The organism is Flavobacterium sp. ACN6 (assembly GCF_002304005.1).
GTDB lineage: Bacteria > Bacteroidota > Bacteroidia > Flavobacteriales > Flavobacteriaceae > Flavobacterium.
Genome location: NZ_MRCQ01000003.1, coordinates 1 through 20,103 on the forward strand (window position 1 = coordinate 1; position 20,103 = coordinate 20,103).

The 20,103-nt window shown below is 32.0% G+C and carries 20 protein-coding genes; 11 read left to right on the forward strand and 9 right to left on the reverse strand.

Features of this window, described 5'->3' with window-relative positions:
- Positions 1 to 891: 891 nt before the first annotated feature.
- The 11 genes from thrS (at position 892) to BSF42_RS05305 (ending at position 11,027) form a co-directional block, all read left to right on the forward strand.
- Positions 892 to 2,838: a threonine--tRNA ligase gene (gene thrS, locus BSF42_RS05255; RefSeq protein ID WP_095952078.1), complete on the forward strand. Its 1,947-nt coding sequence runs from the start codon at positions 892 to 894 to the stop codon at positions 2,836 to 2,838.
- A 22-nt stretch (positions 2,839 to 2,860) separates the two neighbouring features.
- Positions 2,861 to 3,412 (forward strand): translation initiation factor IF-3, encoded by a 552-nt coding sequence (gene infC, locus BSF42_RS05260; RefSeq protein WP_095952079.1) that lies wholly within the window; start codon positions 2,861 to 2,863, stop codon positions 3,410 to 3,412.
- Positions 3,413 to 3,544: 132 nt separating this feature from the next.
- Positions 3,545 to 3,742 (forward strand): 50S ribosomal protein L35, encoded by a 198-nt coding sequence (rpmI, locus tag BSF42_RS05265; RefSeq protein ID WP_007810722.1) that lies wholly within the window; start codon positions 3,545 to 3,547, stop codon positions 3,740 to 3,742.
- A 181-nt stretch (positions 3,743 to 3,923) separates the two neighbouring features.
- Positions 3,924 to 4,268, forward strand: a complete 345-nt coding sequence (gene rplT / locus BSF42_RS05270; protein WP_008464948.1) for a 50S ribosomal protein L20 — start codon at positions 3,924 to 3,926, stop codon at positions 4,266 to 4,268.
- A gap of 151 nt (positions 4,269 to 4,419) precedes the next feature.
- A complete protein-coding gene (locus tag BSF42_RS05275) occupies positions 4,420 to 4,992 on the forward strand; it encodes a Crp/Fnr family transcriptional regulator (RefSeq protein WP_095952422.1) in 573 nt (190 codons plus the stop codon).
- Between the two features lie 78 nt (positions 4,993 to 5,070).
- Positions 5,071 to 5,505, forward strand: coding sequence for a carboxymuconolactone decarboxylase family protein (locus BSF42_RS05280; protein ID WP_095952080.1), 435 nt, complete (start codon positions 5,071 to 5,073; stop codon positions 5,503 to 5,505).
- A 168-nt stretch (positions 5,506 to 5,673) separates the two neighbouring features.
- Positions 5,674 to 7,398: an ATP-binding protein gene (locus tag BSF42_RS05285; RefSeq protein WP_095952081.1), complete on the forward strand. Its 1,725-nt coding sequence runs from the start codon at positions 5,674 to 5,676 to the stop codon at positions 7,396 to 7,398.
- 1 nt (position 7,399) lies between these two features.
- Positions 7,400 to 9,169 (forward strand): hypothetical protein, encoded by a 1,770-nt coding sequence (locus BSF42_RS05290; RefSeq protein ID WP_095952082.1) that lies wholly within the window; start codon positions 7,400 to 7,402, stop codon positions 9,167 to 9,169.
- Between the two features lie 11 nt (positions 9,170 to 9,180).
- On the forward strand, positions 9,181 to 9,849 hold the full coding sequence (locus BSF42_RS05295; protein ID WP_095952083.1) for a response regulator transcription factor: 669 nt from the start codon (positions 9,181 to 9,183) through the stop codon (positions 9,847 to 9,849).
- Between the two features lie 138 nt (positions 9,850 to 9,987).
- Positions 9,988 to 10,155, forward strand: coding sequence for a hypothetical protein (locus tag BSF42_RS22625; protein ID WP_162789231.1), 168 nt, complete (start codon positions 9,988 to 9,990; stop codon positions 10,153 to 10,155).
- A 68-nt stretch (positions 10,156 to 10,223) separates the two neighbouring features.
- On the forward strand, positions 10,224 to 11,027 hold the full coding sequence (locus tag BSF42_RS05305) for an endonuclease/exonuclease/phosphatase family protein (RefSeq protein WP_095952085.1): 804 nt from the start codon (positions 10,224 to 10,226) through the stop codon (positions 11,025 to 11,027).
- Here the strand turns inward: BSF42_RS05305 and BSF42_RS05310 are convergent.
- The 9 genes from BSF42_RS05310 to BSF42_RS05350 form a co-directional block, all read right to left on the reverse strand.
- Positions 11,024 to 12,283, reverse strand: a complete 1,260-nt coding sequence (locus BSF42_RS05310) for an asparagine synthetase B (RefSeq protein ID WP_095952086.1) — start codon at positions 12,281 to 12,283, stop codon at positions 11,024 to 11,026. The two genes, BSF42_RS05305 and BSF42_RS05310, sit on opposite strands and share 4 nt — an antisense overlap.
- Positions 12,284 to 12,635: 352 nt before the next feature.
- Complete coding sequence (locus BSF42_RS05315; protein WP_095952087.1) at positions 12,636 to 13,301, reverse strand: response regulator transcription factor; 666 nt, start codon at positions 13,299 to 13,301, stop codon at positions 12,636 to 12,638.
- 117 nt (positions 13,302 to 13,418) lie between these two features.
- Positions 13,419 to 14,210, reverse strand: a complete 792-nt coding sequence (locus BSF42_RS05320; protein WP_095952088.1) for a sensor histidine kinase — start codon at positions 14,208 to 14,210, stop codon at positions 13,419 to 13,421.
- A gap of 4 nt (positions 14,211 to 14,214) precedes the next feature.
- Positions 14,215 to 14,655, reverse strand: coding sequence for a hypothetical protein (locus BSF42_RS05325; protein ID WP_253250987.1), 441 nt, complete (start codon positions 14,653 to 14,655; stop codon positions 14,215 to 14,217).
- Between the two features lie 209 nt (positions 14,656 to 14,864).
- Positions 14,865 to 15,245, reverse strand: a complete 381-nt coding sequence (locus BSF42_RS05330) for a hypothetical protein (protein ID WP_095952090.1) — start codon at positions 15,243 to 15,245, stop codon at positions 14,865 to 14,867.
- Positions 15,246 to 15,381: 136 nt separating this feature from the next.
- Positions 15,382 to 16,926: a replicative DNA helicase gene (gene dnaB / locus BSF42_RS05335; protein WP_095952091.1), complete on the reverse strand. Its 1,545-nt coding sequence runs from the start codon at positions 16,924 to 16,926 to the stop codon at positions 15,382 to 15,384.
- 140 nt (positions 16,927 to 17,066) lie between these two features.
- On the reverse strand, positions 17,067 to 18,020 hold the full coding sequence (locus BSF42_RS05340) for an acetyl-CoA carboxylase carboxyltransferase subunit alpha (RefSeq protein WP_095952092.1): 954 nt from the start codon (positions 18,018 to 18,020) through the stop codon (positions 17,067 to 17,069).
- Between the two features lie 112 nt (positions 18,021 to 18,132).
- Positions 18,133 to 19,023: a DMT family transporter gene (locus BSF42_RS05345; protein ID WP_095952093.1), complete on the reverse strand. Its 891-nt coding sequence runs from the start codon at positions 19,021 to 19,023 to the stop codon at positions 18,133 to 18,135.
- A complete protein-coding gene (locus BSF42_RS05350; protein WP_095952094.1) occupies positions 19,010 to 20,098 on the reverse strand; it encodes an LptF/LptG family permease in 1,089 nt (362 codons plus the stop codon). Before BSF42_RS05350 ends, BSF42_RS05345 begins: the two co-directional genes overlap by 14 nt.
- Positions 20,099 to 20,103 lie beyond the last annotated feature (5 nt).

Below are 20,103 nucleotides of genomic sequence, written 5' to 3' on the forward strand. Positions count from 1 at the left end.
GAACTTTCCCTGTTTGCGGGGTGCAAATGTAACATCCGTTTTCAAATATCACAAGCTTTTTTGAATCTTTTTTTGAAAAAACTTTTCAGTTTAAAATTCAATGCCTGTCAGTGTTTCAGTGAACGTTTGTCGTTGTTGCGGGTGCAAAAGTACCACCTTTATTTACATTTACAAGCCTTTTTTTTATATTTTTTCCATGTTTTAAACGCTTTTTTCTTAACACTCTGATAACTGCTTATTTACAAAACTAATTTTTTCTTTATATCCTAGGTTTTTTCTTATTTACACTATCTTTTCTGCATTTTTAATACTGTTTGAAATGCCTGTTTTGTCAATTTTATATTCTTGAAGGTACTTTTTTGATATTCATCTCCTCTTTTCCCCCTTTCCTTCTTTTGAAAACTACTGCCCTAGCCCCGAATTAAAAATAAATTCCAATTTTTTAAAACCCAAATTCCAATTTTCTTGGATTGTGGGATATTGGACGCGGGCTTCGACTTCGCTCAGCCTGACAAACGGTATTTGAATTCTAAAAACTTCCTTTGTCATTAAATAGGCTTCGGCTTCGCTCAGCCTGACATGACTTTACATTTTTCTTGGAAAGTCAGATTAACAAATAAGATTTTAAATAATACCTGCGTAATGCATAAGACGCACTGCTGTGTGTTTCTACGGAAAATTGGATTTTAATTAAAATTAATTCTATACATATATATAGGTATATACAAAAGTAAACCCGACAGGTTTCAAAACCTGTCGGGTTGGGTTGATCAAATCTATTCCTAATATGGTAGCAGCCTCCAGTACTTAGATAATAAAATAATCTTCTACATATATATATTGTATGTATTTTAGTAATCATGTATATTTGCATTCACAAAATTATAAACAATGATCAAGATTACTTTACCCGATGGGTCAATTAGAGAGTTCGCTTCGAGCGTAACTCCAATGGAGGTCGCTAAAAACATTAGCGAAGGTTTTGCAAGAAATGTTATTTCTGCATCTTTTAATGGTACAACTATTGAAACCGAAACTCCATTAACGACCGACGGTAATCTTATTTTATATACTTGGAATGATGCTGAAGGTAAAAAAGCTTTCTGGCATTCGACTTCGCATGTAATGGCTCAGGCCCTTGAGGAATTATACCCAGGAATTAAATTAACTCTTGGACCTGCAATTGCTAATGGGTTTTATTACGACGTAGATTTTGGTGATCAGAAAATTTCTGAGGCTGACTTTAAAAAGATCGAAGATCGTGTTCTTGAAATTTCGAGAGGGAAGCATGAATTTAAAATGCGTCCTGTAAGCAAAGCAGATGCATTAGAAATGTACAAAGACAATGTTTACAAGACTGAATTGATTTCTAATCTTGAAGACGGGACTATTACTTTTTGCGATCATGCTACTTTTACAGATTTATGCCGTGGTGGACATATTCCGAATACTGGAATCATCAAGGCTATGAAAGTTATGAGCGTTGCTGGTGCTTACTGGAGAGGGGATGAAAAGAACAAACAGCTGACTCGTGTTTACGGAACATCTTTCCCTAAACAAAAAGATTTAACGGAGTACCTTGAACTTCTTGAAGAAGCAAAACGTCGTGATCACCGTAAATTAGGAAAAGAACTTGAATTGTTTGCTTTCTCTCAGAAAGTAGGTCAAGGTTTACCTTTATGGTTACCGAAAGGAGCTGCACTTAGAGATCGTTTGGAGCAGTTTTTGAAAAGAGCTCAAAAGAAAGCAGGATATGAACAGGTTGTAACTCCACATATTGGTCAGAAAGAACTTTATGTTACTTCTGGACATTATGCGAAATATGGTGCTGATAGTTTTCAGCCAATACATACTCCAGCGGAAGGTGAAGAATTTTTATTGAAACCAATGAACTGCCCTCACCACTGTGAAATTTACAATGTAAGACCTTGGTCATATAAAGATTTACCTAAGCGTTATGCTGAATTTGGTACTGTATATAGATATGAGCAATCTGGTGAGTTACATGGCTTGACTCGTGTTAGAGGTTTTACTCAGGATGATGCGCATATTTTCTGTACTCCAGAGCAATTGGATGAGGAATTCAAAAAAGTAATTGACCTTGTATTGTATGTATTTGGTTCTTTAGGTTTTGAAAACTTTACTGCTCAAATCTCGTTGAGAGATCAAGAAGACAGAGAGAAATATATTGGTACAGATGAAAACTGGGAAAAAGCTGAAAATGCTATTATTAATGCAGCAAGAGACAAAGGTCTTAATACTGTTGTAGAATACGGCGAAGCTGCATTCTACGGACCAAAGCTTGACTTTATGGTTAAAGATGCTTTGGGAAGACAATGGCAGTTAGGAACTATTCAGGTTGATTACAATTTACCAGAACGTTTTGAATTGACATATAAAGGTGCTGATAATGAATTACATCGACCAGTTATGATTCACAGAGCTCCTTTTGGATCTATGGAACGTTTTATCGCAATTTTATTAGAGCATACAGCAGGAAATTTCCCACTTTGGTTAATGCCAGAACAGGCTATAATCTTGTCTTTGAGTGAGAAATACGAAAATTATGCTAAAAAAGTTTTAGATTTGCTAGAAAATCACGAAATTCGCGCCCTAATTGACAACCGAAATGAAACTATCGGTAAGAAAATTAGAGATGCAGAGATGCAGAAAATTCCATTTATGCTTATCGTGGGTGAGGAAGAAGAGAAAAACGGTACTATTTCTATTCGTCGTCACGGACAAGAAGGAAAAGGTAATATTACAGTTTCAATCGAAGAATTTGCTTCGATTGTAGACGAAGAAATAAAAAAGACATTAAAAGTATTTACAGTTTAACTTAAATTAGAAAGTCATAGCAATAAGAAGCAACAGAGGTTTTCAACCTCGAGTAGAAAAAAAAGATGCACACAGAATAAATAACAATATTCGTGGAGTACAAGAAGTAAGGTTAGTAGGCGAGAACATCGAACCAGGTGTATTTAAGCTTGCAGAGGCTTTGCGTCTAGCAGATCAGTTTGAATTGGATTTGGTTGAGATTTCGCCAAACGCTGAGCCGCCGGTTTGTAAAATCATGGACTACAAGAAATTTGTTTACGAACAAAAGAAAAGAGACAAAGCATTAAAAGCTAAATCTTCTCAAGTTGTGGTAAAAGAGATTCGTTTTGGTCCTCAAACTGACGAGCATGATTATGAGTTCAAAAGAAAGAACGCTGAAAAATTCTTAAAAGAGGGAGCTAAATTAAAAGCTTTCGTTTTCTTTAAAGGACGTTCTATCATTTACAAAGATCAAGGTCAGATTTTATTATTACGTTTGGCTACAGATTTAGAAGAGCACGGTAAAGTTGAAGCTATGCCTGTTTTAGAAGGTAAGAGAATGATTATGTTCATTGCTCCGAAGAAGAAAAAATAATTATTTGCTATAAGCAGTAAGCTTTAAGCTTTAAGCAAACGTTATTGTAAATCTTTGCTTAAAGCTTAAAGCCTAAAGCCTAAAGCTTTTGAAAATATAAGTAAGTAAGAATAAATTAAAACACTAGGAAAAATGCCTAAAATGAAAACAAAATCTAGCGCTAAGAAACGTTTTAAAGTTACTGGCTCTGGAAAGATTAAAAGAAAGCATGCTTTTAAAAGTCACATCTTGACTAAAAAATCTAAAAAACGTAAATTAGCTTTGACACACTCAGCGCTAGTTCACTCTACAGATATGAAAAGCATCAAACAACAATTAAGAATTATCTAATATAAGTTTAAAGTTGTAAAGTCTTATAAGTCGCAAAGTTGTAAACTTTTGACATTTGACTTTTAAACCTTTGACTAAAGATTTTCTTTAGGTTAAAAAAATATTTATATAACCTTGGAGTACGGCTTTCAAGTTCCTTTGATTCAATTCAGGACGCCTGCTACAAAAACACATTAAAATTATGCCAAGATCGGTAAATTCAGTTGCTAAAAGAGCAAGAAGAAAAAAAATAATGAAGCAAGCCAAAGGTTTCTTTGGTAGACGTAAAAACGTTTGGACAGTTGCTAAGAACGCGGTAGAGAAAGCAATGAGCTATGCTTACCGTGACAGAAAACAGAATAAAAGAAATTTCCGTTCATTATGGATTCAACGTATCAACGCTGGAGCTAGATTAGAAGGAATGTCTTATTCTCAATTCATGGGGAAAGTTAAAGCTAACGGAATCGAATTGAACCGTAAAGTTCTTGCAGATTTAGCTATGAACCACCCAGAAGCTTTCAAAGCAATACTTAATAAAGTAAAATAAACGTTTTATAAACTCAATTTAGATTACTTACTTATCATAAAAAAACCATTCGTTTATTCGAATGGTTTTTTGTTTTTATGGAGATTACAACAATTCTATTAGTTTACGAATTAAAATAATTAAAGTAAATTTACTTAAAACTATCAATGAAATGCATAATGCAATTTTAGACCATATTCAAAAGTTTGTTCCACTTGAGCCATCAGAAATTGACATACTCGAATCCTGTTTAACTACAACACAGATTAAGAAAAAGAGTCTCGTATTACAAGAAGGACAGGTCTGCAATACGATGTACTTTATTGTAAAAGGCTGTATGCGTCAATATATCATTAACCCAAAAGGAACGGAACAAACATTACAATTTGCTGTTGAAAATTGGTGGATAACAGATTATTTAAGTTATCATAACCATACTCCATCTCATTTTTATATTCAAGCAGTTGAAACGACAGAAGTGATTGCAATTGATAAAACGGTTTTAGAATCTGTACTGGTTCAGATTCCAAATCTTGAAAAGTATTTTAGAATTGTTGCTCAAAAAGCATTTGGCGCCGCTCAGATGCGAATTAAATTTTTGTTTACAATGTCTGCAGAAGAACGATATAATCACTTCAAAAACCAACAACCGGATTTTGTCCAGCGTGTTCCGCAATATATGCTTGCCTCCTATTTGGATTTTTCGGCAGAATTTATGAGTAAAATAAGAGCTGGAAAAGTGTGATTGAATTTCTTGAAGTAGTTCAAGTTTTTAAGAGTATACATTACTGACCTTTGTAATGAACTTTTAAAACATATAAAAATGAAATCAAGAATTGTTATCCCGAACGTTGCTCCAGAAGCTTATCAAGCTTTAATGAACTTAGAAAAATATATTTCTACAACTTCATTAACTGCGGTTCATAAAGAATTAATTAAAATTCGTGCATCACAAATTAACGGTTGTGCATTTTGTATTAATATGCATACTGCTGATGCTAGAAAGCATGGAATTTCTGAACAAAGAATATACTTAACAAGTGCTTGGCGCGAAGCTGATGTTTATACAGAAGATGAAAAAGCAATTTTGGCTTTAACAGAACAGGTGACTTCAATAAGCAACCATGTTTCTGATGAAGTTTATCAAAATGCAGCGAATTTATTTGATGAAAAATATCTAGCTGAAATCATTTTAGCAATTATTACAATCAACTCTTGGAACAGACTTGCAATTACAACTGGACTGAGAGCCGTTTAAATTTTATAAGGAGATTTTTACAAGCTTCAATCATTCAAAAGCCCTTTGTTTAAAAGGGCTTTTTGTATTTAGCTCTAAATGAGAATCAAAAAAAACGCTATTTGAAAATAATTGAAAATACCGTATTTATACTCTTTTGAGATTTCCAGAAATATTTATTTTTGGCGCATGATACCAAAAAGAGCGCAAATATTATTTTATGTAATTGTCATATTATTAACGCTTTTATCTTGCCAAAAGAGAAATTCTCCTAACAAAAAAGAAGCCTACAACAAAGCTAAAGCCGACAAACTAATAGCTGTGGCTGACACTTTGTTTGACAACAATAAATTTGACAGTGCGTTTTACTATTACAATGAAGCAATTTTTGTCTGCTCTCCAATTAAGGATGCTGAAAACTATATCAGTACTTTAAACCGAATGGCGATTATCCAGCAGACTCACGGAGATTTTGCAGGAAGCGAAGCCACAATTACAAAGGCACTGCCTTACGCAAAATATGTAAAAAACAAACTTCATACCTGGAACTTATATGTTACGCTAAGCGTTAACTACTTGGATACATACGATTACAAGAGCGCTATATTATATAATGAAAAAGCTTTACAATTAGACACAAAAAACTGGAGAAAGCTGGCAGCTAAAAATAATATCGGAGTTGCTCTTATTCAAGAAAAAAAATATTACGAAGCGCTTACTATTTTTCTTCCTTTAGAAACAAAAGATGAAATAGTTAAAGACAAGGATATTTACGGTTCTTTATTGGACAACATTGGTTTTTGTTATTTTAAAATAGACGCTCCTAAAAAAGGATTGGAGTATATGAATAGAGCTTTAGAAGTAAGGCAGGATGCTCAAAATCCTTTCGGCTTGGGAAAAAGCTACATGCATCTAGCTGAATTCTATCAACAAAGAGATCTTTCTTTATCTAAAAAATACATTCTTTTAAGCTATAAAGAATATAGTAAAATCAACTATATCGACGGCAGGCTTTCAGCCCTAAAAATGATAATTAACAACAGCAATAATAATGAATTAAAAGAGTACTCAAATCTTTACATTGCATTATCAGACAGCATTGATGAAGTAAGACAGAAAGCTAAAAATCAATTTGCAAAAATTAAGTATGACTCTAAACGTGAAAAAGAAGAAAATTTAAAGCTTAAAGCTCACAAGGCAGAAAATGAATTGGATCTCGAGAGACAAAAAAATAGAAATATTATCTCATACATTATAGTTATCTTGAGTTTGTGTCTGATATTAATTCTATATTATTATTTAACCTCTAAAGCAAATCGTGACAAAATTGAAGCCGCTTATAACAGCGAAACAAGAATTTCTAAAAAACTTCATGATGAATTAGCAAATGATATTTACCATACAATGGCTTTTGCTGAAAACAAAAACTTGTCTTTACTTGAAAACAAGGAACAGTTATTAAATAGTTTAGACACTATTTATTCCAGAACAAGAGATATCGCTAGAGAAAACTGTACAATTAGTACAGATGGAAATTATGTTTTATCAATTAAAGAAATGATTTCTGGGTTTAATACTCCAAATATAAATCTTTTAATTAATGGCTTGGATACAATTTCCTGGCATGAAATAGATAAAGCAAAGAAAACAGCAATTTACAGGGCGATACAGGAGTTACTGGTAAACATGAAGAAACACAGTGAAGCCAGTTTGGTTGCCATTATTTTTAAAGAGACGAACAAGGACATTACAATCAATTACACTGATAACGGTAAAGGAATTGATGTTACCAAAATGGTTTTAAAAAATGGACTGCATAATATTGAGAATAGGATTCTTGCCATAAAAGGTAAAATCAATATCGAATCTGATTTAGGAAAAGGATTTAAGGTGTTTATTAAATTTCCTTTGTAAGATGAAAAATATATTTTCTTATCTTCAAGCTAGTCTTATATTAAACTGCTTTACGCTGTTAGCTGTGGTTTTGTCAATATTATCCTGCGATAAAAAAAAACAAATCTATATTAAGAACACAGATAATACCACTGCTATATACAAAATGGTAAAAAAAGGAGACAGCCTAAATCATGTCTCAGAATATGACAGTGCAATTTTTTATTTTAATAAGGCTCAATTGCTTTGCAATCCTAAAATAGATTACGCAAATCAATATGTTTATTCATTATCACAAATAGGGTTTATTCTGCAAAGAAGTGGTGATTATTATGGCAGCGAAAATATACTCACAAAAACACTTCCGTATTTAAAATATACATCAAAACCAAGGCTCTCTCAAATCGTGTATAACATAACAGCTAATAACTATTATAATACTTATGATAACGACAATGCGCTATTGTATCATAAAAAAGCATTAAAAATTGCCATATCTCAATTTAGAAAAGCACAAATTAAATGTGATATTGCCTTCATTTATATGCAGCAAAAAAAATATTTGGAAGCGATAAATTTACTAGAACCATTAGCTAAGAAAAAAACCGAAGATAAAACCGATGCTGTAAATTCCGAAATTCAATATTCGGCAGTATTGTATAATCTTGGGCTTTGCTATCTACGTTTAGGAAATCATGAAAAACAAGCTTTGGATAATCTTACTAAAAGTCTGGAAATAACTCTTAAAACAAATGATAATTTTGAATTAATTGGTTGTTATCATGCTCTTTATTTGTATTACAAAAAATACAATAATCCTGAATTAAAGAAATATCATGCGATGAATGGATATATTTCTGCATGTAAAGCAAATTCAATATCCAATCAAATAAATTCTTTGGGCGAGGTAATTGAAGCTGAGGATGGTGAAAATCTAAAAAAATATGTAAAAATTTATCTTAAGTTAACTGACAGCATACATGACGCCCATAAAAGAACCAAAAATCAATCTTCTACCATAAAATTTCTTTTCAAAAAAGATAAAGAAGAAAATCTCGAACTTAAAACTCAAAAAGCAGAGAACGATTTACAGCTGCAAAGACAAAAAAATAGAAGTTACATTTCGTATGTAATAATATCTTTAAGTGTTTTAATATTACTTTTTTTAATATTTCATATCACTTCTAAAAGTAAACGAGAAAAAGATGATGCCATTTTTAAAAGTGAAATGAGAATTTCCAACAAACTGCACAATGAACTTAATTCAGATGTTTTTCAAACTTTATTATTTGCTGAAGATAATGATCTAGAGGATAAAGAAAATAAGGAAAAACTATTGGATAAGCTCAATAATATTTATTTAAAAACGAGAAACATTTCAAGAGAAAACAGCAAAATCCCTATCGATTATAGATATGTTTCTGCTTTGAAAGAAATGATTTCAGAATATAAAACAGAAGATGTAAATATATTATTAAACGGTTTTGATACAATCGCTTGGGATGCAATTAACAAAAACAAGAAGATAATACTTTACCGCGTTTTACAAGAATTATTGTTTAACATGAAAAAATTTAACAGCTCGAGTTTAGTAAGCATAATAGTAAAAACAACCCATAAAAATCTAGCTGTTTCGTACACCGATAACAGTAATGAAATTACTTCTAAAAATATTATTTTAGAAAAAAGACTACAAAATGTGGAAAACCGTATTAAAACAATAAAAGGAACTATTAATTTTGACAAAAGTTTAGAAAGAGGTTTTAAATTAAGTTTCACATTTCCTATATAAGATTAAATAATATGTTTAAAAAAGTTTTGGTTGCCGAAGATTTAGACAGTATCAGTATTGCTGTGATCCAAGTTCTTGAAGAGCTTAACATCCCAGTGATTGATCATGTAAAATATTGTGATGAAGGTTTACTCAAAGTAAAAAAAGCGCTGTTTGAAAAAGAACCCTATGATTTATTAATTACTGATTTATCTTTTAAACTGGATCACAGAAAAGCAAACTTAACTTGTGGAGATGAATTAATTGAAGCCGTAAACACTGTTCAGCCTGCAATAAAAAAAATTGTTTTTTCGATAGAAGATAAAAGCTATAGAATTAAAACTCTTTTTAATGAATTGGGTATTAATGCATATGTTTCTAAAGGAAGAAACAGCATTACAGAATTAAAAAATGCTATTGAAAGCACGTATAAAAACGAGGAAAAAGTACTTTCATCTGATTTGTCTTTCAGTTTTAATGATAAGGCTTTAATTGAAATCGAATCGTATGATATTTCTATTTTAAAACTTCTGTCGCAGGGGTATATTTTAGAGAGCATTTCAAAAGAATTTAAAGATCTGTCTATCACTCCAAACGGAACGAGCAGTATTGAGAAAAGAATAAATAAATTAAAAATATATTTTAAAGCTAATAATAATGTCCATTTAATTGCTATCGCGAAAGATTTTGGCCTAGTTTAATTTAATGGCTTTACGGAATCCCGTAAGGATTGCATGTTTGATAGTTTTAAATTTGTAAAACCTATTAACCAAATGAGACCAAAAAATAAAGCAATTTTTGTATTTACAAAAATTAACACAATCCAAAATAAAATTATTATGAAAACAATGTTTCTTTGTCTTTTTTTATCGATAAGCTTTGCTTTTGTTTCTGAAAAAACAGGCTGGCTGGAAATTGATTGGAAAATAATTTTTATTCCAGCACTATTAGTTTTACAAATTATAATTATTGGTACTGCCTTAAAAAACAGATATAAAAAGCACTAAAAATTCAAGAAAGGCCTGAAACGAATAATATAGGAAATAACTATATTTGACTTCATTTTTAATTTTACATGAAAAACGTTCTCAGCCCTCTCCTACTATTATTTACACTTTTATCATTTGCACAAACCAAAGTTTTATCTTGGAATATAGAGAACTTTGGAAAATCAAAATCTGCTGTTGAGTTAAATTATATTGCTAAAAAAATTACTGCTTACGATATAATTGCCATTCAAGAAGTAGTTGCTGGAAACGGCGGCGCTCAGTCTGTTGCTAAATTAGTAGACTTGCTTAATGAAAAAGGGGCAAAATGGGACTACAGCATCAGCGATCCCACATCGAGCAGCAGTTATAAAACGGAACGATATGCTTTTATTTGGAAGACAAATAAAGTCAAATTGAAAAATAAGCCGTGGCTTGAGAAAAAATATAACTTAGAAATTGATCGCGAACCTTATTTTGGTACTTTCGAAATCAATAAAAAAACGATAACTCTAGTTAATTTTCATGCTATTACCAAAAAGAAACAGCCTGAAACCGAAATCAAATATTTTAAATTTCTACCAAACGAATATCCAAGTCTAAATTTGATTTTTTTAGGAGACTTCAATTGCCCAGAGAAACATTCTGTTTTTAATCCATTAAAAGGAATGGGATATGCTTCTGTTTTAAAAAATCAAAAAACTACCCTAAAACAAAAGTGTAAAAATAATATTTGTCTTGCCTCTGAGTTTGACAATATATTTTACAAAACTTCTACTTTAAAAATCATTAATTCTGGGGTTATTAAATTTTATGAAGATTTTGATTCTCTTCAAAGTGCCAGAAAAGTTTCTGATCATATTCCGATTTGGTTTGAATTCTCTTTAAACTAGGTTTTGAGTTTCTTTTTTCGAGCAGCAGGAAACAATACATTATTCAGAATCAATCTGTAACCTGGAGAATTAGGATGCAGATCTAAAACAGTTGGCGGATCTCCAACCTGATGCTGAAAATCTTCTGGATCATGTCCTCCAAAAAAGGTAAACATTCCTTTTCCTTTTTCACCATGAATATATCTTGACTCGCCATTTAGTTCACAAGTTCCCATAATTAATACGTTCGATTTTATCAGTGAAGTATCAAATGAAGTTGTCTGTCCCATAAAACCTTTTACCAATTGTGTATGATTTTGGCAGAGCATACTTGGAATTGGATCCCATTTTGCAGAGAATTCCATTAAAGAAAAATAATCTTTATCCATCATAATACGTCTTTTCGTCGTCATATCGATATCTGAAAATTCGTAGACCTCAGGTTTTCTTTCCAAAGTAAAGTTTTTAAAAGCAAAAGAATTAGTATAATTTAATTTCGATTGGTAATTTGATTCGCTAGGATCACCGTCAAACATAGTCTCGCAGATATCAACTCCATCTGCAGCAAGAGCAATATCAAAGCTATCCGTTGCAGAACACATGGCAAACATAAATCCGCCGCCAACAACAAAATCTCTAATTTTCTTGGCTACAGCTCCCTTTTCCTGAGATACTTTTTCATATCCTAATTTTGTGGCTAATGCTTCGGCATCCTTTTTTTGATCAATATACCAAGGCGTATTTTTATATGCTGCATAAAATTTTCCGTACTGGCCGGTAAAATCTTCATGGTGAAGATGAAGCCAATCGTATAATAAAAGCTGATCACTTAAAACCTCTTCATCATATATTGGTGTAAACGGAATTTCGGCATAAGTCAAAACTAGTGTTACGGCATCGTCCCAAGGTTGTTTTCCCTTTGGCGTGTATACCGCAATTTTTGGTGCTTTTTCCAAAATTACTGATTCCATATTTTGAGAAGGACTTGAAATTTCGTTTAAAATCGAAGCTTGTTCACTGTCTGAAATAACTTCAAAACTAACTCCTCTAATTTTACATTCCTTTCTTATTTCCTCGGCATCCGGCAGCAGGAAAGATCCGCCGCGATAATTTAAAAGCCAGCTTGCTTTATAATCTCTGCTTAAACACCAATATGTTATGCCGTAAGCTTTTAAATGATTTTGCTGCGTGGATTCGTCCATCGGAAGTAAGATAAACGATGCTCGAGCATTAAATGTAATTAATAGTATAAAAATGTAGAATAAACTTCTATGCATCCGAAAATTATTTTAGTAAAGATATAAAGGAAGAGCCAAAAAAAAGAATGCTTAGAATCTTTTATAACTTAATAGAATGTTAAATGTAAAAACAGGGGTAAATACCTGATTTACAATATTGAAAAAAACAGGTAAAAACACCTATAGTATGGCAGAATATTCTATATACATTTGCTATCCCAGGTCATAAAACTAATCAAATGTATAAAAAAACAACCGCCATGAAGTTTAATGATAGTAATAATCAAGAAAAGGGTATGAATATAATTCAAAAAATAGGTTTATGCGTTTTAGTGCTCACAATCATCTTATATTATGTTTTGTCAATTCAATTTTTGACAGCATAATTATATTAGATTGTTAAAACCGCTAGATCATTTTGAATCGCATACACAACCAAGCCAGCAATGTTTCGTGATTCTGTTTTAAGGAGCAGATTATTTCGGTGTCCTTCTATAGTTCTCGGACTTAAAAAAAGATGGTCTGCAATTTCCGCAGTTGTTTTCTGCTGGCAGATCAGCTGCAGTATTTCGACCTCGCGAGGCGAAAGAAAATTAGTTTCTAAACCGCCTTTTGAATTTTTAGGAGAAACTATTGTGTCCTGAATTGTTTTTAAAACACTTTCGTTGTAATAAAATCCTTTTGAAGCTACTTCATTGATAGTGAGAATAAGATCTTTTGGAGTAGTATTTTTTATTAAGTAAGCAACGGCACCTACCTGAATCATATTGGCTATAAATGATTTTGTATCATAACTAGTCAAAGCTATTATCTTAATATCAGGATATGATTTTCTAATAATTTTTGTGGCTTCAACACCGTTTAATACCGGCATTTTTAAATCCATTATAATGATGTCGGGTTTTACTTCGTTTTTTTCTAACAGAGAAATAAGTTCATCTCCGTTTGAAGCTTCAAAAATGATGTCAATATTTTCTTCTCTTTGTAGTAAAAAAGAAATTCCTTTTCGAAACAAAATTTCATCATCTACTAAGGCGATTTTAATAGCAGCATTCATCTTACTTTGATTTTGGTCGTTTGGTTTGGTGTGCCGAATTTACGAAATATGATTTAGAAAAAGCTTAAATCACCTTATTTTATTGACTAAAAACCTTACTTTAGTGTAAATTTTAAATTAAAAAGTAAAATTCACTACAATTCCGTTATTTATTTCAGATGTAATATTTATAGTTCCTTCTAAAAACGATATACGGCTGTCAATATTTTTCATTCCCAAGCCTTTTTGATTTTCATCATTCGAGCTATCAAAACCAATTCCATTATCTTCATAATCGCAAATATTAACCCCATCTTTATTAGCAAAGGAGATCCATAATTCAGTTGCTTTTCCATGTCGAAGCGAATTATTCATAAGCTCTTGTAAAATTCTAAAAACATGTAAATGTCGATCGATATCATTATCGTCAAAATCGATCTCGTTTTTATAATGTGTTTTTACAGATTTACTACTTTCAAATTCTTCGCATAATTCTTCTATCCCAGCGTTTAAACCAAATTTCTCAAAAACTGGCGGCAATAAATTATGGGCAATTTTTCTAGAGTTATCTAATGCTTTAGTCGTTAGATTGATGATGTTTTCTGTTATTTCAGCAGTTTCTGCTTCAGTAAGGTTTGGAGCTGTCAGTAAATGACTATTCAAAGAAACAATATTTAATTTTGAACTAATATCATCATGAAGATCCTGTGCAATTCTTTTTCGTTCTTCTTCTTGTGTAATAATTATGGCATGTAACTGCTCCTTTTGATATTGAAGTATCAAATCTTTTTTCTCTAACTCCTTTTGAATAATTTTTTTTCTAGAAAAGTAAAAAAACACGATTAAAACTACTGCAACAATCATGAAGAAAAGAGAGGTGTATAAAATAATCGCAACAATTTCTTTTTCTGGAAGTGAATTTACTTTCATAACTTTAAGATAATTCTAATTTATCTTTCTTTTTTTTAGGTGCAAAACTAAATTTCCATTCATATAAAATGATAGAATAATACAAAACAAGTAATACTGCATTAAGCTCCCAGCTCAAGAATTTAAACTCCTTACTCAAATTATGGGTTAAATTACCAATTAGAAATAATACCGTACTAGTAAGTAAATAGAACACAACCCCAATATTGAAGTAATAATATTTTCTAGTTTCTGTAAGCATATTGTAAAAATGAATCAGGGCAAAGACTACAATTAAAACAGAAGTCAACGTTATCTCAAACAAATTGAAACGTAAAAACTGATTCCAATCCATCACAAATTGAACTCCTAATATTACCAGCGCAGCAATCAGGCTTATTTTTACAAAGTTTTTTTGGCTTTTTAAAGTGAATAATGAATTATAAAACAGTCCTAGCAATATCATTTGACCTATGATAAAAATATTGACGAGAAATAAATTATTCAATCGAAAATGATACATTACTTCCATTGAAAATTGCAATACACAACAAAAGGCAAGATAACTTACAAAAAAAACACTAGCTTTTTTCTCTCGAAAAAAGCTATATGTATATAATATAAAGTCTGCCAATAAAATGCAGTAAGTCAAATATATAATTAAATCAAACATTGTTATGGATTTAATGGGCTATCAGGATCTCCATAAGGAGGAACAGGGCGTGCGCCATCGTAAACAATAGGTGCGCCTCCTAAGCCGCCTTCGCTGCCTTCACTCTTGAAAACGTCAACATAGATTTCCTTTTCAGAATCCCATTTTGCCCCTACAAATATTAAAGTTTGCTCTCCGGCTTTGTTGATCCCTTTGTAAGCACGAACTGCTTCAATATCTTGATCCATTACTAATTTTAAGGTTTCCAAAGGAATTAAGTAACCGTCTACTTTTTTTCTTCTTCTTCCCTCTTCCGTTGCAGCGTCTTTACGATATTTGTCTGCCCATTCTATACCTTCGGTCAATGGTATTTCAACACTTCCAAGATTTAATTTTTCATTCATAATTTAAATTTGTTATTGGTTAATAATTTAAAAAAATTAATAGTTTACAATTGGTTTGGCTAAACTACTGATTTTAATTAAAAAAATTAACATCCAAACATAAAAAAAGCCTTAAAAATAAGGCTTTTATGATTTATTAAAATGGAACATCGCTGTCGTCATCGTCGTCATTCAAATTACTTCCAAAAGCTTCATTTGCAGAAGGAAGATTATTAGTAATAAACGGATTATCGTCATGATTCATTTTTGACGGCAAATCATCATAACCGCCCGTAAATTCATCTAGATTATCAAATTTTCCTAAGTGTCCTAAAAATTTCAAACGAATATTTTCAATACCACCATTACGGTGTTTTGCAATCATAATTTCAGCCTGTCCAGCAGTTGGCGAAGCCTCTTCATCATCCCATTCCTCAATTTTGTAATATTCTGGACGATATAAAAACGAAACGATATCGGCATCCTGCTCAATTGCTCCAGATTCACGAAGATCCGATAGTAAAGGTCGTTTACTAGAACCACGCGTTTCTACAGCACGCGACAACTGAGAAAGTGCAATAACCGGAACGTTAAGCTCTTTTGCCAAAGCTTTTAAGTTTCGGGAAATTGTTGAAATTTCCTGCTCACGATTTCCTCCTCCTTTATTATTTCCTCCCGCAGTCATCAACTGCAAATAATCTATAATGATAATTTTAATACCATGCTGCGACGCTAAACGACGGCATTTTGCTCTTAAATCGAAAATAGAAAGTGAAGGTGTATCATCAATAAATAAAGGCGCTTTCTCTAAATCTTTTACTTTAGTACTTAGCATTGTCCATTCATGAGCCTCTAATTTACCTGTACGCAATTTTTCTGATGACAATCCTGTTTCAGAAGAAATTAGCCTCGTAATTAACTGAACAGATGCCATCTCTAGAGAGAATAATGCTACTGCATGTCCAAATTGGATCGCAATATTTCTGGCCATAGAAAGTACAAATGCTGTCTTTCCCATCGCTGGTCTGGCCGCTATAATAATTAAATCACTCGGCTGCCATCCAGAAGTCAGTTTGTCTAAATTCGTAAAACCAGTTTCTACACCACTTAATCCCTCTTTTTTAGAAATCTCTTCAATTTTCTTTTTAGCTTGTAAAACTAAACTCTGCGCAGTTTCAGAACTACGCTTGATATTTCCTTGTGTTACTTCGTATAATTTAGATTCGGCTTTATCCAATAAATCAAAAACGTCTGTACTCTCATCATACGATTCTTCAATAATTTCTGAAGAAATTCTAATCAAACTTCTTTGAATAAATTTTTGAAGAATGATACGAGAGTGAAATTCAATATGCGCAGACGATGCAATTTTCTGCGTAAGCTGAATCAGATAAAAATCTCCTCCTGCAACATCCAGTTTTCCATTTTTCTTTAATTGAGACGAAACCGTTAAGATATCAATTGGCTGCGTTTCGGTAAAAAGCTGTAAAATTGCTTCAAAAATATGTTTGTGTGCATCTTTGTAAAAAGCATCGGGCTGCAAAATGTCAATTACATCGTCAACCCCTTTTTTATCAATCATCATTGCTCCCAATACAGCCTCCTCTAAATCAAGAGCTTGCGGTGGCAATTTTCCTTTTTCTAAGTTGATAATTGTAGTTTTGTCAACCTTTACGGGGTTTAAGTTTTTGAAATTTTCCATATAGCGAAAGTAGCAAAATTTAAAAAAAATCTGCTATCGAGTTATAACTATTAATTGTTTATAAATTATCCTGATTTGTTCATAACCAAAAAAAAATCCGAAACGGTAAGGCTTCGGATTTTAAGTCTCTTTGTATGAATTTACTCTTTATACTCGCCCATATTACTGTATTTGTCCATTCTTTGGGCAATTAAGTCGGCTGTTGATAAGTCTTTTAATTCATTATATCCTTTAGTGATGTATTCTGCAACCGTTTTAAAAGTTGTTTCACGGTCGTAGTGCGCTCCTCCTAATGGCTCAGGGATCACATCATCAACTAATTTTTGTTTTTTCATATCAGAAGAAGTCAATTTTAATGCTTCTGCTGCACGTTCTTTGTATTCCCAGCTTTTCCATAAAATAGAAGAGCAAGATTCTGGAGAAATTACAGAATACCAAGTATTTTCTAACATATATACTTTGTCTCCAACACCAATTCCTAAAGCTCCACCTGAAGCACCTTCACCAACAATTATAGTAATAATTGGCACTTGAAGACGAACCATTTCGAAAATATTTCTTGCAATAGCTTCTCCCTGTCCTCTTTCTTCCGCTTCAAGTCCTGGATATGCACCCGGAGTATCTACTAAAGTCAAAACTGGAATTCCGAATTTCTCTGCCATTTTCATTAAACGCAAAGCTTTACGGTATCCTTCTGGATTAGCCATACCAAAATTACGGTATTGACGTGTTTTAGTATTAAAACCTTTTTGCTGCCCGATAATCATAAACGATTGTCCGTTTACTTTACCAAGACCGCCAACCATAGCTTTATCATCTTTAAAACCTCTGTCTCCGTGAAGTTCTAAAAAAGTATCTCCACAAATTGCTTTAATATAATCTAAAGTGTAAGGTCTATTTGGGTGTCTTGACAATTGTACACGCTGCCAAGCAGTAAGGTTTTTATATATTTCTTTTTTAGTCTCTACTAATTTTTTGTTGATTTCCTTGCAAGTCGGCGTTACATCAACGTCAGATTCTTTTCCAATAATAACGCACTTTTCTAACTGTTCTTCAAGTTCTTTAATTGGAAGCTCAAAATCTAAATATTCCATGGATTTTTGAATTTTGTTTGTAAATCGAACCGCAAATATAAAAATATTATATCATTGGCGAAGTTAATTGTTATTTAAAGTATAAAAATGCAATTTAAAAATAAGTAAACTATTACAAGTTTTGTTTCTTATTCTGATAATGTTTGAAAACACCATTTAGAATAACTGTTATGATAATTATAACTGCTCCTATGTAAAATTCGACACTCATTTTTTCTTTTCCTCCTAATATAAAGTACGCCAAAACGATTCCGTAAACAGGCTCTAAATTAGTAGTTAACATTACCGTGTAAGGTGTTAATTTCTGCATCACTTTTACAGAAGCCGTAAAAGCATAAGCTGTACAAATTGAAGACAACACTAACAACAATACCCAGTTATTCAATGACATAGTGAAGAAATCTGCGGTAAATTTTCCTTGAAAAAGAAAGTAAATAGTAATAAAGAAAACGCCGGCGCCAAACTCGTAAAATGTGATTACTGAAGGTTCATGATCGGCAATTAATTTTCCATTCATCAAGGTAAATAAAACCCCTAAAATTATGGATGCCAAAGCAAAATAAACACCTTGAAGATATTTTATTTCTACTTGAAGAATTAACCCTAAACCTGCGATAATAATAAGTCCAAAGAAAACTTCGTACCATAATACTTTTCGTCCGTAGAATAAAGGTTCCAATAAAGAGGCAAAAAAAGCGCCTAACGAAAATATGGATAACGTAATGGAAACATTTGAAACATGAATTGCCTTGAAAAAGAAAATCCAATGCAGTGCAATTAATAATCCAACAAAAATCAGTTTAAAAAATTCTTTGATTGGAACTTGAAAAGACTGCTTTTTAAAAACAATAAAACCACCAAGAAAAATCCCTGCCAATAACATTCTAAACCAAACCAGATTTTCCGCGTCAATAGTAATTAAAGCGCCTAAAATGGCTGTAAAACCCCAGATAAAAACAATTAAGTGAAGATTTAAATAACTTTTTAAATTATCGTTTCGCATTGCGTAATAAGTAAACTGCCAAGATTCCGAAAACAATATTTGGAAACCAAACAGCTAATAAAGGTGAGAAAGTAGATTTTTCGGCAAGTGTACCGAATATTTTATCAAAAAACACAAATGAGAAAGCAATTGCAATTCCAATTGCTAAGTTGGTCCCCATTCCGCCGCGTCGTTTCATAGAAGAAACCGAAACCGCAATAATCGTTAAAATAAACGCTGAGACAGGTACACTGTATTTTTTATAAAGAACAACTAAATAGGTATTGATATTTCCAGAACCTCTTTTTCTTTCTTTTTCAATAAAATCGTATAATTTACCTAAAGTCAGTGTTTCTGCTATATAAACAACAGGTGTTAAATCTGCTAGTTCAAACTTAAAAGCGATGTTTTTTTCTGGAGATTTTTCGATCACGTCATTCAATTCGCCAACTGTTCTTTTGGTGTAATCGTATAAAATATAAATCTTCTTTTTAGGATCCCATTTAATACGGCTTGCCGTAATTTTATAGGTCAATTTTTCTTTTTCGAAATGTTCTAATGCAAAATTAAAAGCCGTTTTAGATTCTTCATTAAAACTGTTTACAAATATAAAATCGTGATCATTAATTTGTCTGTAAACATTGGTGTTTTCACCCCGCATGAGCTCTTTTCCATTTCCCTTTAAATAGGTATATCTAAAATTATTGTATCCTTCACTCGCCGCAGGCACAATAAAAAATCCCATTAACAATACAAAAAGCGAAACAATTGTTGCCCCAATAATATAAGGACGCAAGAAACGGGTAAAAGAAATTCCCGAACTCAAAATCGCAATAATCTCGGTATTATTTGCCAGTTTTGACGTAAACCAAATTACCGACAAAAACAGGAATATCGGAAAAAGTGAGTTAATAAAATAGATCGTAAAATTGTAATAATAGAAGGCAATATCCCAAAACGGAATCTTGTTTTCCAGCATCTTATTCACTTTTTCAGAAACATCAATAACAACTCCAATTGGCGCAAACAAAAGCAGCATAACAGAGAAAGTTCCCAGATATCTTTTTAAGATGTATTTATCTATTATTGACAACATAAAGT